The following is a 13,899-nucleotide window of genomic DNA, read 5'->3' on the forward strand; positions in this document are numbered from 1 at the left end:
CGGGAGAGTAGGACACCACCGAGCACACACTTGAATAAGGTTCAGCCCCTGGGGACTCCACAAAGGAGCACCCCCGGGGCTGAACCGTATTCGGCCGGAGTGCTCATTTTCGCCTCGAATCTCTACAACGCTACGGCCCGCCCCGCCGCCCCCCCACCCAGACACGCACCACACCACGTGTTGCCGAGTCCCGTTACGCCTGAGCACCTCGGCCCAGGTAGGCTCCTCTCAGGTAAACGACAGCACCAGGGCAACTGGCGGCAGTGCCAGAGTGAAAGAAGGACCATGGCGTATCAGGACCGTCAGCACGGCTCGGACCACAGCGAGGCAGGCCGGCGTCGCCGCAACGATGAGCGTCACGGCTTCGGGGCACGTCGCCGTTTTACAGGGAAGGACGGTCGCCCTCGTCGCAGTGATCGGACGGGACAGGACGACGATTCCTCCGGCTCTCGGGTGCACTCCCAGCGGTCGAACCGCGGGGAGCACTCTGCTCGCGGCGATCGACGGCACCGTGACGACTGGCGCGACGAACGGCGTCGAGACGGTGAGGGCGGTAGCAGGCGTGGCGACCGCAATGGTCGCAGGCCAGGTCGCTTCAACGACCGCTCCGGGAGGAACGACTCGCGTGACAGGCGAGACGATCGTCGCGGTCGTCCTCCGCAGCGTCAGCGCGTCCCCGAACCCAAGGTCCCGGACAACGTCGAGCCGGCTGATCTTGAACGGGGCGCCAGAACCGAGCTGCGCGCCCTGGGGCGTGCCAACGCTGAGAACGTTGCCCGGCACCTGGTCATGGTTCAGCGCCTCCTCAACAACGATCCTCAAGCCGCCTACGAGCACGCGCGCTACGCCGCCTCCCACGCGGGCCGTGTCGCCGTCGTCCGGGAGACGGCCGGAATCGCGGCATACCTCGCCGGCCACTACAGCGAGGCGCTCCGAGAGATTCGCGCCGCCAGGCGCCTGTCCGGTCTCGACCTGCACCGGGCCATCGAGGTCGACTGCGAGCGAGCACTGGGTAACCTCGACAAGGCCCTCCAAGCCGCCCAAGCGGCAGACCCTCGCCAGCTCGACGACATTGAACGGGCCGAGCTGGCCATGGTCGTCTCCAGTCTTCGCCACGACATGGGCCAGACTGATCTTGGCCTGCTCATCATCGAGGACGCCATCAGGGCGCGTCCCTCCGACAGCGACACCCTCAGACGCCTGCACTCTGTGCGTGCCGACAGGCTTGCAGAGCTCGGACGCAACCAGGAGGCTGAGGCCATCCGAGACCGGATCGGTCCAGAGCCGGTCGAGGAGGATGAGGTCGAGGTCTTCGACATCGAGGACGACTACGACTCCGAGGCCCACGAGGAGAGCACCCCGGAGAGCTCCGGCACTCAGCCCGCCACGGATTCCGACGGGGACACGATCAGTGACGCAGTGAGCGAGACGACCGAGACCTCACAGGCTCCTGGAGAGCCGGCTCAGGACGAGGCCTCACTGGACCTCGAGGAGCACGACGAGCCTGTGGACCAGGATGAGGACGCTCAGTGGTCGCAGTCCTTCGCCGAGCGAGTCGAAGCCGAGATGGCCGAATTGCTCCAGGATGCGCAGGTCGCGCCGACGCCTTCCACCAACGCTTCTGAGGAGCCCCGATGACCATGCCCCAGGCCACTGATGCCGCCGCCCCTGCCACCCTGCTCGGCAGCGAGCAGCCCCTGTGCACCGCCTACGATGTCGCCCTGCTGGACCTCGACGGCGTCTGCTTCGCCGGCCAGGCTCGGGTTCCCCACGCGGCGGACAACGTCAACGCCGCCCGCAAGGCCGGAATGCATCTGTCATTCGTCACCAACAACGCCTCACGGGCGCCCCAGACGGTCGTGGACAAGCTGGCGGACAACGACATCATCGCGGAGGCCTCGGAGGTCTTCAGCGCCGCCATGGACGCGGCCGCCATGCTCACTGAGCACGTCGAACCGGGCTCCATGGTGCTCGTCGTCGGCGGCGACGGCGTCCGCCAGGCCCTCCTCGACGAGGGCTTCCAGGTGACCAGCAGTGCGCAGGACGGGCCCGTGGCCGTCGTCCAGGGCTGGGACCCTGCGGTCGACTGGGCGCTGCTGTCCGAGGGCGTCTACGCCATCAGTGCCGGGGCCCTGCACGTGGCCACCAACCTCGATGCGACCCTGCCCACCGAGAGGGGCTTCGCCCTGGGTAACGGCAGCCTCGTGGCCGCCATCGTCCATGCCTCCGGCAAGGAGCCCCTGGCCGGGGGCAAGCCCTTCCCAGGCATCTACACGCGTGCCCTCAAGCGGGCTGGTGGTACCAGGCCCTTGGCGGTCGGCGACCGGCTCAACACTGACCATGTCGGGGCCCGGGCCGCCGGGATCCCGGGGCTCCACGTCCTCACCGGTGTCTCCGACGCGCGAGACGTCATCTGCGCGCCGGCCACCGAGCGCCCCAGCTTCCTCCACACCGACCTGCGTGGCCTGACCGAGCCTCACCCCGAGCCCGTGCGAGTCGAGGTCGACGGCCAGGTGTGGTGGAGGGTCTGCGACCGCAGTGCCCGAGTCCTCGGCTCCCGGCTCGAGCTTCAGGACTTTGGCGCTGTGACGTCCCCGGACGGCAGTGCGGTGCGTATCGACTTGGACTCCTACCGGGCGCTGGCCGTGGCCGCCTGGGACTGGGCTGATGCTCAGGGCCGCCAGGGTGAGGCCGCGGCGCTGGAGGTGCCCGAGATCGAGGTGATTGAGCCCTGAGATCCCGGCCGGGGCCGGTGAGGCTCCTACCGGAGGAGATGAGGAACCACAGCGTCAACGCGAGCAATGTCGATGGGAGTCAGGAATGAGCGGCAACGAGTCGAGAACCGATGTCGGGGAGGAGACGCCGGCGACGGCGGACTCCGCATACCGGCCGGCTCCTCGGCCGCCGGTGCCTGCGCCTCCGCGAGCCGACGTCGCCCTGACGGCGGCCCAAGGGCTCCACGACCACACCGATGAGCTTGTCCAGATCGCTCAGATGCCCCTGGAGGAGCGCGCAGCCGCCCTGGCCGCCATTCACGAGGACCTCGCCTCCGTCCTTCACAAGGCGGAAGGCTGATATGGCCAGGCTCATCCGCATCGACTCAGAGCTCGTGCGCCGCGGGCTGGCCCGCTCCCGCACCCATGCCGCCACGCTCATCGCCGACGGTCACGTCACCCTCGACGGTGAGGTCGTCACCAAACCCGCCCGTCAGGTCAACCCGGCCCAGGCCATCGAGATCCTGGTGCCCTCCGGAGACGACTACGTCTCCCGCGGTGCCCACAAGCTCGCCGGCGCGCTGGACGCGCTGGGCCGCCGCGGCCTGGCACCCCGCGTCGAGGGACGCCGCTGCCTGGACGCCGGCGCCTCGACCGGCGGCTTCACCGACGTCCTCCTGCGCCGCGGTGCTGAGCACGTCGTGGCCGTCGACGTCGGCTACGGCCAGCTGGCCTGGTCGCTGCGCTCCGACCCCCGCGTCACCGCCCTGGACCGTACGAACATCCGCACACTGGACCCCGAGGTCGTCGCCCCCGCCCCGGAGCTCGTCGTGGGAGACCTGTCCTTCATCTCCCTGACCCTGGTCCTCGAACCGTTGCTGCGCGCCGCGGCCGACGACGCCGACCTCCTGCTCATGGTCAAGCCCCAGTTCGAGGTGGGCAAGGACCGGATCGGGCACGGGGGAGTGGTGCGTGACCCAGAGCTCCATGTGGACACCGTCATGACGGTGGCCGAGCGGGCCCACTCCCTGGGCGTGGGAGTCGAGGCCGTGACCGCCTCCCCTCTGCCAGGACCGGCCGGTAACGTTGAGTACTTCCTGAGCATGCACGCCTCCCGCGCCGGTTGCCCCGGGGACCTGAACGGGGACGAGCTGCGCTCCAACATTGAGGACGCCGTCGCCGCCGGCCCCGCGGCGGGCGGTGCGCGACGACGCAGAACAAGGAACCACTCATGAGCAAGCTGAGCCCCTCAGACACCAGTGCTGCGGCGCGGCCGGCCGACTCCGCCGCTCTCCACGGGTCCTCGCAGCAGCCGGGTAGGGAGCAGCACGGCCGGAGGATCTCGCGTGTCATGCTGCTGCAGCGCGAGCTCAACGACAAGCCCGTCCCTGTCCCCAGGCCCAGTGCTCCCACGGCCAGCGCCGTGGCCCGGGCCTCGGAGGCACTGCGCGCCCGAGGTGTTGAGCCGGTCGGCCCGGACTGCACCGACCGCATCGACCTCGTCCTGGTGCTCGGCGGCGACGGCACGATCCTGCGCGCCTTCGAGATCGCCCGCGAACGGGACATCCCCCTGGTGGGTATCAACACCGGTCACGTCGGCTTCCTGGCCGAGGCCGACCCCGACGGCATCGAGCAGGTCGTCGCGGATCTGGTCGCCGGCCGCTACACGGTCGAGACCCGCACCACCCTGGACGTGGAGGTCATCTGTCCTGACGGGACGGTCACGCGCGACTGGGCACTCAACGAGGCGGCCCTGGAGAAGCGCGACCGCGCCCGCATGATCGAGGTCGCCATCGGCGTCGACGGCCAGGCCGTCTCCTCCTTCGGCTGCGACGGCCTCATCATGTCCACCCCCACCGGCTCGACCGCCTACGCCTTCTCCTGCGGGGGCCCCGTCATCTGGCCCGAGGTCGAGGCGCTCCTCCTGGTGCCGGTGGCCGCGCACGCCCTGTTCACCCGCCCCCTGGTCCTGGGCCCCAACTCCTGCATGGAGGTCGTTGTCCAGCGAGTGGGCTTCGGAGGCGCCGAGATATGGTGCGACGGCAGACGCAGCCTGGACGTGCCGGTCGGCGCCAGGATCCGGGTCACCCGGGCGGAGCGTCCGGTACGCCTGGCACGTTTCAACCAGGCCCCCTTCGCCAGCCGCCTGGTGCGCAAGTTCGACCTGCCCGTGGAGGGGTGGCGGGCCTCCAGCAGCGCCGATGAGGCCTACTCACCCGAGGAGGACGCGCTGCACCAGCCGATGGTCTCCTCCGCCGACACGAGCACTGACGGCGGGAGCCGGCCGGACTCCTCGGGAGGCACGGCGTGATCGAGTCTTTGCACATCGAGGACCTCGGTGTCATCGAGGAGGCCGATCTTCCCCTCAGCCGCGGCCTGACCGCCCTGACCGGTGAGACCGGCGCCGGCAAGACGATGGTGCTCACCTCGCTCGGGCTGCTGCTGGGGCAGCGGGCCGAGACCACCATCGTGCGCAGCGGTGCCGAGCGCAGCCTGGTCGAGGGCGCGTTCCTGGTCGACCCGGAGTCGCGTGTCGCCGCCCGTGTCGTCGAGGCCGGGGGTGATCTTGACGACGACCTCCTCCTGGCCTCTCGTACGGTCCCCGCCTCCGGACGCTCCCGCGCCTACCTGGGAGGGCGCTCAGTGCCGGCCTCGGTCCTCAGCGAGGTCGGCGGCCGGCTGGTCTCCGTCCACGGCCAGGCCGACCAGCTGCGGCTGCGCTCGACCGCGGCCCAACGCGCTGCCCTGGACTCACTGGGCGGCCAGGACCACGCCGCCCTGTGCCGCCGCTACGCCCGGGCCTACCAGGAGCGCCGACAGGCCGACCAGGAGCTCCAGGAGTGGCAGGCATCCGCTCAGGCCCGAGCCGTCGAGGTCGCCCAGCTGCGCACCTGGCTCGAGGCCCTGGAGGAGGTTGACCCCCGCAGCGGTGAGGACCGGGAGCTGACGGCGGAGGCCGAGAGACTCGACCACGCCGAGGACCTGCGCCGGGCCGCCACCGGGGCCCGCACCGCACTCAGCGGGGAGGAGTCCGCCACCGGGCAGGCGCCCGATGTTGTCTCCCTCATCGCCTACGCCCACCGCAGCCTGGCCGCCGAGTCCGCCCGCGACTCCGCCCTGGCTGAGCTGGCCACGCGTACCCAGCGGCTGGGCATCGACGCAGCCGACATCGCCGCCGAGCTGGGCGGGTACCTGTCCTCGCTGAGCGCCGACCCGGCTCGCCTCGCCCAGGTACAGGACCGCCGCGGAGAGCTCGCCCGCGCGTGCCGGGAGATCGGCGGGCCTCAGGAGCAGCTCGACGACGTCGACGCCCTCCTGGCCTGGGGCCAGCGCGCCGCCGCGCGCCTGGCCGAGATCGACGGCCCCCAGGACACCGCCACCGTCCTGGCCGAGCGCCTGGCCGCCGCTGATGAGGAGCTGGCCAGTGTTGGTGCCGAGCTGAGCCGGGCGCGTCAGCAGCTCGGCGAGCGCCTTGAGCAGGCCGTCACCGCAGAGCTGGAGGGCCTGGAGATGAAGGGCGCTCGGCTCGTCGTCGAGCTGGACCGGCTTGATGAGCCCGGGCCCACCGGCCTTGAGAGCGTCGCCCTCTTACTTGTCTCACACCCCGGCGCGCCAGCCCTGCCCCTGGGAAAGGGAGCATCGGGAGGCGAGCTGTCCCGCATCATGCTCGCCCTGGAGGTGGTGCTCGCCGACGCCGCCGCCCTGTCTCGCCCCTCGACCCACACCCGCACCCTCGTCTTCGACGAGATCGACGCCGGAGTGGGAGGCCGGGCCGCCCGGGAGATCGGCAGGCGCCTGGCCCGTCTGGCGCGACACCACCAGGTCATCGTCGTCACCCACCTGGCGCAGGTGGCGGCTTGGGCAGACACCCACCTCGTGGTACGCAAGGAGACCGTGACCGAGTCTGAGTCCCGTCCCGGCCCCTCAGAGGCGGCCGCAGGGAATGTGAGAAAGTCCCAGCCGGGGCGCACCCGCACACAGGTGTTCGTCGTCGAAGACCAAGAGAGACAACGAGAGCTGGCCCGAATGCTCTCCGGGCACGAGGACTCCCAGGCCGCGGTCCGGCACGCCGCTGAGCTTCTCCAGGAAGCAGTCATGGGACAATCCGAGCCGTGAGGAATCCCTTCCGCAGAAAGTCTGCGTTCGTCTCCGAGCATCCCAGCGGTGTTGTGCGCGTCGATGCGCGCACGAAGAAGCTCACCAAGCGTCTCCAGCCCGGGGAGATCGCCATCATCGACCACACCGACCTCGATCGGGTGGCCGCGGAGGCGCTGGTGGAGTGCGGCGCCTCGGCGGTCCTCAACGCCTCACCGTCCATCTCCGGGCGCTACCCCAACCTCGGCCCCGGAATCCTCCTCGACGCGGGAATCCCGCTCGTGGACGACCTGGGCCCCGACATCATGCGCCTGCACGACGGCCAACGCATCACCGTCGAGGACGGATCGGTGCGGGTCGAGGGCAAGGAGCAGGTCATCGCCGAGGGATCGGTCCAGACCAAGCAGACCGTCGCCGAGGCCATGGATGAGGCTCAGAAGGGCCTGTCCGTCCAGCTGGAGGCCTTCGCCGCCAACACCATGGAGTACATGCGCGGGGAATGGGACCTGCTCCTCAACGGCGTCGGCATGCCCTCGCTGACCACGCAGATGAGCGGCAAGCACGTCCTGGTGGTCGTGCGCGGTTACTCCTACAAGGAGGACCTGCAGGCGCTCAAGCCCTACATCCGCGAGTACAAGCCCGTCATCATCGGTGTCGACGGAGGCGCCGACGCCGTCCTGGACGCCGGCTTCAAACCGACGCTGATCGTGGGCGACATGGACTCCGTATCCGACAAGGCACTGACCTGCGGCGCCGAGATCGTCGTCCACGCCTACCGCGACGGACGCGCCCCGGGCCTGGCCCATGTCGAGGAGCTCGGGGTTGAGCACCACGTCTTCGCCGCCACCGGCACCAGTGAGGACATCGCCATGCTCATGGCCGATGAGGCGGGCGCCGAGATCATTGTGGCCCTGGGGACGCACGCCACTCTGCTGGAGTTCCTCGACAAGGGGCGCGCCGGCATGTCCTCGACCTTCCTGACCCGGCTCAAGGTCGGCGGCCGCCTCATCGACGCCAAGGGCGTCTCCCAGCTCTACCGCACCCGTATCTCGGGGTGGTGGCTGCTGTTCCTGGCCCTGGCGGGCACCTTCGCCCTGGCCATCGCCCTGATGTCCACCCCCGGTGGACAGACCTTCCTGGGCCTGTCCGGCGCCGTGTGGGACGACGTCGTCAACTTCTTCCGCTCACTGCTGGGCCTGGCCCCGAACTCACCCACCGTCTAACGACCCCCGCCCATCTGAGAGGCAGCCCCTCTCACGGTCATCTTCAAGGTCTTCAATCATGATCGACTTCCGCTATCACCTGGTATCGCTCATCTCCGTGTTCCTGGCCCTCGCGGTCGGGGTCGTCCTGGGTGCCGGCCCGCTGCAGAACTCCCTGGGAACCGCGCTCAACGACCAGGTCACCGCCCTGCGTGAGAACCGCAACGCCACCCAGGCCAAGCTCGAGCAGACTGAGACAGCCGTCAACGAGCGGGACTCCTACATCACTCAGGCCGCCACCAGCCTCCTGCCCGGGACCCTGGCCTCCAAGAACGTGGCCATGGTGCTGCTGCCGGACGCCAAGGCCGAGGACGCCGACGCCATCGCCGCCCAGCTCAAGAACGCAGGCGCCACCGTCACCGGCCGGGTGAGCCTGACCAGCACCTGGGTGGACCTGTCCCGGGAGAACTACCGCTCCACCTTCTCCGGACAGGTCCAGGGGCACCTGGGCAGCACCAACTCCAAGGACGCCAACGGCATCCTGGGGGAGGCCCTGGCCAAGGCCCTGACCGCCAACGACGACTCCTCCCGGGTCCTCATGGACATGCTGTCGGTGACAGTGGACAAGTCCGGCACTCCCTTCATCTCCGTGGACTCCACGCCCACCGCTGCGGCCGAGATGATCGTCGTCGTCGGGCCGCGTCCGCAGGCATCCTCCGGCAAGGGAGCAACCGTCGAGGCCTCGCCGGGCGAGGACCCCAAGGCCTGGGCCAAAGCGCTGGAGGGCACAGCCGGTAGGGCGCCCACAGTCGTCGTCGGCTCCGCCGACGGTGACGGCGGCGTCGTCGGCATCATCCGCTCCGAGAAGGCGAAGGTGACCACCATCGACTCCGTCGGCCAGATCGCCGCCTCCGTCTCCACGCCCCTGGCCCTGGCCTCCACCCGTGCGGGAACCACCGGGCACTACGGCTTCGACAAGGGGGCCGAGGCAGTTATGCCGCCAGTGACCAAGTAGTCCCTGTCCTCAGCGACGCAGGTGACCCAGCCGGCCCGGGTGCTGCGGCCGCGTCATGGGTGGCGACGCCGCGATCGGTCCCCGCCCTGCCTTAGGCTGAGTCCATGGCTGGCACGATCACGCGAGTAAGCTCCTACGCCCGAGACCTGGCAAGGGTGGGTCTCAAGGCGGCGGGCACCGCTCTGTCCTGCTCCGTATGCCTGGCTCCCATCGCCCAGGGACTGGAGCGCATCAACTTCCACGGCCGTACCGTGAGCCTGCGCGGAGGCGTCGGGGCCGCAGCCGGCGCCGTGACGGCTGGGATCGAGGCCGGCAGGCTCCTGCGGGGCAGGATGGGCTCATCCTCGCGGGCAGGACTGGCCGCCACCATCGCGGCTGGGGCCGGGGGATGCGCCGGCCTGGTCGACGACCTCGATGCCGGGGCCCACGACGGCGACACCCCCGCGAAGGGGCTCAAGGGTCATCTCACCGCCCTGGCCCACGGGCGCGTCACCACCGGAGCCCTCAAGATCGCCGTCATCGGCTCAGGGGCGCTTGTCGGCGGTGTCCTCCTGGCCCGCCACCGAAGCGCGGGCGCCGGCGCACGTCCGCTGGCGTCCAGCGCCGTCGACGCCGCGTCCAGCGCCGTGGTCATCGCAGCCTGGGCGAACCTGCTCAACCTGCTCGACCTGCGCCCCGGACGGGCGCTCAAGACCGCCTGCATCGTGAGCACCCCGCTGCTGGCCACCCCCGGACGCGACGGCGAGCCCAGCCGGATGCTGGCCGCGGGCACTCTGGGCGTCAGCCTCGCAGCCCTGCCGGAGGACCTCCTGGAGAACACGATGCTGGGGGACACCGGGGCCAACGCCGTCGGCGCCCTGCTGGGAACCGCTCTGGCCTGCCACCCCCACGCCGCGGTGCGCGCTGGGGCCGCCCTGAGCGGGGTGAGCCTCATCCTGGCCAGCGAGAAGGTCTCCTTCTCCCGCGTCATCAGTGAGACCCCGGTGCTGGCCGCACTCGACGGGCTGGGACGCCGCCCCTGATGGCATCCCAGCAACGCCGCGGCGGACTGCTCTCAGTGGCCGGGTCCGTCGCCGGCCTGACCCTCGTCTCCCGCGTCCTGGGGTTCCTGCGCTGGCTCGTCCAGGCCGCCACCGTCGGCACCGGTACGGTGGCGGGCGCCTACACCACGGCCAACCAGCTGCCCAACACCCTCTACGAGGTCGTCGTCGGCGGGGTCCTGGCCGCCACCGTCGTCCCGCTCCTGGCGGCACCGATCGCCGCGGGCAGGCGTGAGGAGGTCACCGCCACCGCCTCGGGGCTGCTGGGCCTGGTCCTGGCGGTCCTGACCCCGCTGTCCCTGGGGCTCATCGTCCTGGCCGCCCCGATCGCCTCCCTGTTCCCCACCTCCCAGGGCGTGGACCCGACGCTTCAGCATGAGCTCGTCGCCTCCTTCCTGCGCATGTTCGCCCTGCAGGTGCCCATGTACGGGGTGGCCGTCGTCCTCACCGGCGTCCTCCAGGCTCACAACCGCTTCACCTGGCCGGCGCTGACACCGATGCTCTCCAGCCTCGTGGTCATGGCGACCTATGGTCTCTACGGGGTGCTGACCGGCGGCGTCGACGCGGCCGCCTCCAGCCTCGCCCTCCAGGTGCTGGGCTGGGGGACGACCCTCGGGGTGGCCGCCCTCAGTCTGCCGCTGCTGTGGCCGGTCCACCGGCTGGGGCTGGGTCTGCGCCCCACCCTGAGACTGGGGGGCGCCCAGGCCCGGCGGGCGCTGCGGCTCGGCGGGGCCGGGGTGTGGACGATCCTGGCCCAGCAGGTGAGCGTCCTGGTGGTCCTGGCCATGGCCCGTTGGGGTGGGCAGACCGGAACTGCGGCGGTCTATCAGTACACGCAGGCCGTCTACGTCCTTCCCTACGCGGTGCTGGCCGTCCCCTTGGCCACCGTCCTCTACCCCCGCCTGACCGCCGCCTTCGAGGCCCGCGAGCTGTCGGCGGGCAGTCCCGGTGGCACAGGCGAGGAGAACGTCAGGAGGCTGGTGGCCACCTCCACGGCCCTGGTCACCGCCGTCGCCGTGGCCGGAACCGCCATGCTGCTGGCCGCCAGCGCCGCCGCCGAGCGCTTCTTCTCCTTCAAGCAGGTCGACGGGATGGGCCAGGCGCTGGCCGTCCTGGCTCCGGGACTGATCGGCTACGCCCTCATCTACCAGGTCACCCGGGTCCTGTTCGCCGCCGACCGCTCTCGGCCCGCCGCTCACGCCACCGCGGCCGGCTGGCTGACCGTGGCCGTGGCCTGCGCCGCCTGCGTGCGCCTCATGGCGCCGGCGGGCGGGGACGGGCGCGCCACCCTCGTGGCCCTGGGCGTGGGCACGACCATCGGGATGACGGTGGCGGGGGCGAGCCTGCTGATCGTTCTGGCCCGGGTCATGGGGGGCCGGGTGCTGCGCGCGACCCTGACCGCGCTCGTCGCAGGACTGCCCGTGGCCCTCGCCCTCGGGCTGGCCATCCGGGAGGCGAGTACCCGCGTCACATCCCTGCCCCTGGCCGTCATCACCGCCCTGATCGGTGCCGCTGCGGCCGCGGCCCTCGTCCTGGTGGTCATCCACCTGGCTGACCGCAGCCTCCTGGTATCGGTACGCGGCGGCAGGTCGACGGTGACAACGAAGGACGACAAGGAGCAACCATGAGCGACGTCGACGCGACCAACGAGCCCGGTGCCGTCCAGGACCCGCAGGCCGGGCGCCGGAGGATCCTCCAGGTGTGCGGATCGGCCGCCGGAGGGGTACGGGCCCACCTGGCCGACTGCGCCCGCCTCCTGGCCGCCGACGGCCACGACGTCATCGTTGAGGCCCCCGCCACGGTCCTTGACGGACTGGACCTCGAGCCGGCTCGCGCCGAGCCACTCGAGATCGGCCCCCGCCCCAGCCTCAACGACACCCTGGCCGTGGCCAGGCTGCGTCGCCTGGGGCGGCGCGCCGACGTCCTTCACGCCCACGGCCTGCGAGCCGGGGCCCTGGCCGCCCTGGCCCTGGGACGCCGCCGCCGCGGACACACGCGACTGGTCGTCACCCTCCACAACCTCACCGTCGGGGGGCGCCTGACCACCCTGGTGGGGGACAGGCTCGAGCGGCTCATCGCCCGGCGCGCCGACCTCGTCCTGGCGGTCAGTCCCGACCTGGCCGAACGGGCCCAGGATCTCGGTGCCCCACACGTCGAGCTCGCCATCATCCCCGCGGTGCCACCCCAGCAGCCCGCTGAACCGGGCGCCTCCGACGCGGCCGCGGCGGAGGATGCCTGGCCGCGAAGCGGGGCCCGCCTCCTGACCGTCGCCCGCCTGGCTCCCCAGAAGGGCCTGCCGCTGCTGCTCGAGGCCACCGCGATCCTCTCCCGCGAGGTCGACGCCGGCCGGCTGACCGCCTTCACCTGGGCCCTCGCCGGGGACGGCCCCGGCCGCGAGCAGGCCGCTGAGCGCATCGCCGCCGAACAGCTCCCGGTCACCCTCCTGGGGCGGCGAAGCGATGCTCCGGCCCTCATGGAGGTCGCTGACGTCGTCGTCCAGACCAGCCTGTGGGAGGGCCAGCCCCTCACCATCCAGGAGGCTCTGCGCGCAGGCACCGCGATCGTGGCCACCGACGTCGGAGGCACCGCCGTGACCGCCAGAGGAGGAGCCGTCCTCGTGGACCCTCAGGCCCAGGCCATCGCGGAGGCACTTCGAACCCTCCTGAGCGACCCTGAGGCCCGCACCCGCGCCGCTGAGCGCGCGCAGGCGGCGGCCAGGCTCCTTCCCGGGCTCGAGGACCTGGCGGCCCAGCTGCGTCAAGCAGCTCTGGCTCAGGACTGAGCGCAGATGACGTCAGCAGGACGCTCGTGCGTCGGGCAGGTTTCGCCGGGCCTGTTACCTTGAAACTCCGTGATCAACGCAGCCTCACGTCTTCAGCCCACTCAGGTCCCCGTACCGCGCCACATCTTCGTCACCGGCGGCGTCGTCTCCTCCCTCGGCAAGGGACTGACTGCCGCTAGCCTCGGGCGACTCCTACGGGCCCGCGGCATCAGCGTTGTCATGCAGAAGCTGGATCCCTACATCAACGTCGACCCCGGCACGATGAACCCCTTCCAGCACGGCGAGGTCTTCGTCACTGACGACGGCTCCGAAACCGACCTCGACATCGGGCACTACGAGCGATTCCTCGACGTGAACCTCTCCGGCAAGGCAAACGCCACCACCGGACAGGTCTACTCCACTGTCATCGCAAAGGAACGGCGCGGAGAGTACCTCGGCGACACCGTCCAGGTCATCCCGCACATCACCGACGAGATCAAGCGTGTCATGCGCGCTCAGGCCGAGCCCGACGACGACGGCAATCTTCCCGATGTCATCATCACCGAGATCGGCGGCACCGTTGGAGACATCGAGTCCCAGCCCTTCCTCGAGGCCGCCAGACAGGTGCGCGCCGATCTGGGGCGCGACAACGTCGCCTTCGTCCATGTATCCCTCATTCCCTTCCTGCCCGCCGCTGGAGAGCTCAAAACCAAGCCCACCCAGCACTCGGTGGCCTCGCTGCGCAACATCGGGATCCAGCCCGACGCCCTCGTTCTGCGCACCGACCGGCACCTTCCCGAGGGGATTAAGGGCAAAGTGGCACTTATGTGCGACGTCGACCGTGACGCCGTCGTCGAGTGCAAGGATGCCGCCAGCATCTACGAGGTCCCTCCAACCCTCCACCGTGAGGGCCTGGACGCCTACCTCGTCCAGCGACTGGGCCTGACCTTCCGTGACGTCGATTGGACTGAGTGGAACAGCCTGCTTGAACGTGTCCACGCCCCCAAACACCGTCTTGAGGTGGCGCTCGTAGGCAAGTACGTCTGTGTTGTCTCATGACTTCTGAGAGTTT

General features: G+C 70.6%; 12 protein-coding genes and 1 pseudogene. 12 read left to right on the forward strand and 1 reads right to left on the reverse strand.

The genetic code is table 11. From position 1 onward, the window contains the following. Positions 1-228: 228 nt before the first annotated feature. Positions 229-822 carry a hypothetical protein gene (locus tag HMPREF3165_RS00005; protein WP_141744974.1) on the reverse strand — a complete coding sequence of 198 codons (594 nt, stop codon included), beginning with the start codon at positions 820-822 and terminating at the stop codon, positions 229-231. Between HMPREF3165_RS00005 and HMPREF3165_RS00010 the strand changes: the two genes are divergently transcribed. The 12 genes and pseudogenes from HMPREF3165_RS00010 to HMPREF3165_RS00065 all read left to right on the forward strand — a co-directional run. Further along, a complete protein-coding gene (locus tag HMPREF3165_RS00010) occupies positions 790-1,638 on the forward strand; it encodes a tetratricopeptide repeat protein (protein WP_070509777.1) in 849 nt (282 codons plus the stop codon). The two genes, HMPREF3165_RS00005 and HMPREF3165_RS00010, sit on opposite strands and share 33 nt — an antisense overlap. Continuing rightward, positions 1,635-2,735 (forward strand): HAD-IIA family hydrolase, encoded by a 1,101-nt coding sequence (locus HMPREF3165_RS00015; RefSeq protein WP_070509780.1) that lies wholly within the window; start codon positions 1,635-1,637, stop codon positions 2,733-2,735. The genes HMPREF3165_RS00010 and HMPREF3165_RS00015 overlap by 4 nt, the downstream gene beginning before the upstream one ends. Before the next feature lie 85 nt (positions 2,736-2,820). Then, on the forward strand, positions 2,821-3,075 hold the full coding sequence (locus HMPREF3165_RS00020) for a hypothetical protein (RefSeq protein ID WP_070509782.1): 255 nt from the start codon (positions 2,821-2,823) through the stop codon (positions 3,073-3,075). Between the two features lies 1 nt (position 3,076). Next, on the forward strand, positions 3,077-3,949 hold the full coding sequence (locus HMPREF3165_RS00025; protein WP_070509784.1) for a TlyA family RNA methyltransferase: 873 nt from the start codon (positions 3,077-3,079) through the stop codon (positions 3,947-3,949). Positions 3,950-4,065: 116 nt separating this feature from the next. After that, positions 4,066-5,025, forward strand: coding sequence for an NAD kinase (locus HMPREF3165_RS00030; RefSeq protein ID WP_040321045.1), 960 nt, complete (start codon positions 4,066-4,068; stop codon positions 5,023-5,025). Continuing rightward, positions 5,022-6,830, forward strand: a complete 1,809-nt coding sequence (gene recN, locus HMPREF3165_RS00035) for a DNA repair protein RecN (RefSeq protein ID WP_070509787.1) — start codon at positions 5,022-5,024, stop codon at positions 6,828-6,830. Before HMPREF3165_RS00030 ends, recN begins: the two co-directional genes overlap by 4 nt. Then, positions 6,827-8,032 (forward strand): putative cytokinetic ring protein SteA, encoded by a 1,206-nt coding sequence (gene steA / locus HMPREF3165_RS00040; RefSeq protein ID WP_004564681.1) that lies wholly within the window; start codon positions 6,827-6,829, stop codon positions 8,030-8,032. Before recN ends, steA begins: the two co-directional genes overlap by 4 nt. Before the next feature lie 58 nt (positions 8,033-8,090). Continuing rightward, on the forward strand, positions 8,091-9,026 hold the full coding sequence (locus HMPREF3165_RS00045) for a copper transporter (protein ID WP_004564682.1): 936 nt from the start codon (positions 8,091-8,093) through the stop codon (positions 9,024-9,026). A 104-nt stretch (positions 9,027-9,130) separates the two neighbouring features. Next, positions 9,131-10,048: a hypothetical protein gene (locus HMPREF3165_RS00050; RefSeq protein ID WP_070509790.1), complete on the forward strand. Its 918-nt coding sequence runs from the start codon at positions 9,131-9,133 to the stop codon at positions 10,046-10,048. After that, on the forward strand, positions 10,048-11,694 hold the full coding sequence (murJ, locus tag HMPREF3165_RS00055; protein ID WP_070509793.1) for a murein biosynthesis integral membrane protein MurJ: 1,647 nt from the start codon (positions 10,048-10,050) through the stop codon (positions 11,692-11,694). Before HMPREF3165_RS00050 ends, murJ begins: the two co-directional genes overlap by 1 nt. Beyond that, positions 11,691-12,848 (forward strand): glycosyltransferase family 4 protein, encoded by a 1,158-nt coding sequence (locus HMPREF3165_RS00060; RefSeq protein WP_070509796.1) that lies wholly within the window; start codon positions 11,691-11,693, stop codon positions 12,846-12,848. The genes murJ and HMPREF3165_RS00060 overlap by 4 nt, the downstream gene beginning before the upstream one ends. A 69-nt stretch (positions 12,849-12,917) precedes the next feature. Next, positions 12,918-13,871: pseudogene (locus HMPREF3165_RS00065) on the forward strand (CTP synthase); the annotation flags it as partial. Positions 13,872-13,899: the final 28 nt, after the last annotated feature.

The organism is Actinomyces sp. HMSC08A09 (genome assembly GCF_001807465.1).
GTDB classification, from domain to species: Bacteria; Actinomycetota; Actinomycetes; order Actinomycetales; family Actinomycetaceae; genus Actinomyces; species Actinomyces oris.

Excerpts from the sequence above, each read along its gene's own strand:
- HMPREF3165_RS00010 (WP_070509777.1), top strand. The coding sequence starts at position 790 with ATGGTTCAGCGCCTCCTCAACAACGATCCTCAAGCCGCCTACGAGCAC.
- HMPREF3165_RS00015 (WP_070509780.1), top strand. The coding sequence starts at position 1,635 with ATGACCATGCCCCAGGCCACTGATGCCGCCGCCCCTGCCACCCTGCTC.
- HMPREF3165_RS00020 (WP_070509782.1), top strand. The coding sequence starts at position 2,821 with ATGAGCGGCAACGAGTCGAGAACCGATGTCGGGGAGGAGACGCCGGCG.
- HMPREF3165_RS00025 (WP_070509784.1), top strand. The coding sequence starts at position 3,077 with ATGGCCAGGCTCATCCGCATCGACTCAGAGCTCGTGCGCCGCGGGCTG.
- HMPREF3165_RS00030 (WP_040321045.1), top strand. The coding sequence starts at position 4,066 with ATGCTGCTGCAGCGCGAGCTCAACGACAAGCCCGTCCCTGTCCCCAGG.
- HMPREF3165_RS00045 (WP_004564682.1), top strand. The coding sequence starts at position 8,091 with ATGATCGACTTCCGCTATCACCTGGTATCGCTCATCTCCGTGTTCCTG.
- HMPREF3165_RS00050 (WP_070509790.1), top strand. The coding sequence starts at position 9,131 with ATGGCTGGCACGATCACGCGAGTAAGCTCCTACGCCCGAGACCTGGCA.
- murJ (WP_070509793.1), top strand. The coding sequence starts at position 10,048 with ATGGCATCCCAGCAACGCCGCGGCGGACTGCTCTCAGTGGCCGGGTCC.
- HMPREF3165_RS00060 (WP_070509796.1), top strand. The coding sequence starts at position 11,691 with ATGAGCGACGTCGACGCGACCAACGAGCCCGGTGCCGTCCAGGACCCG.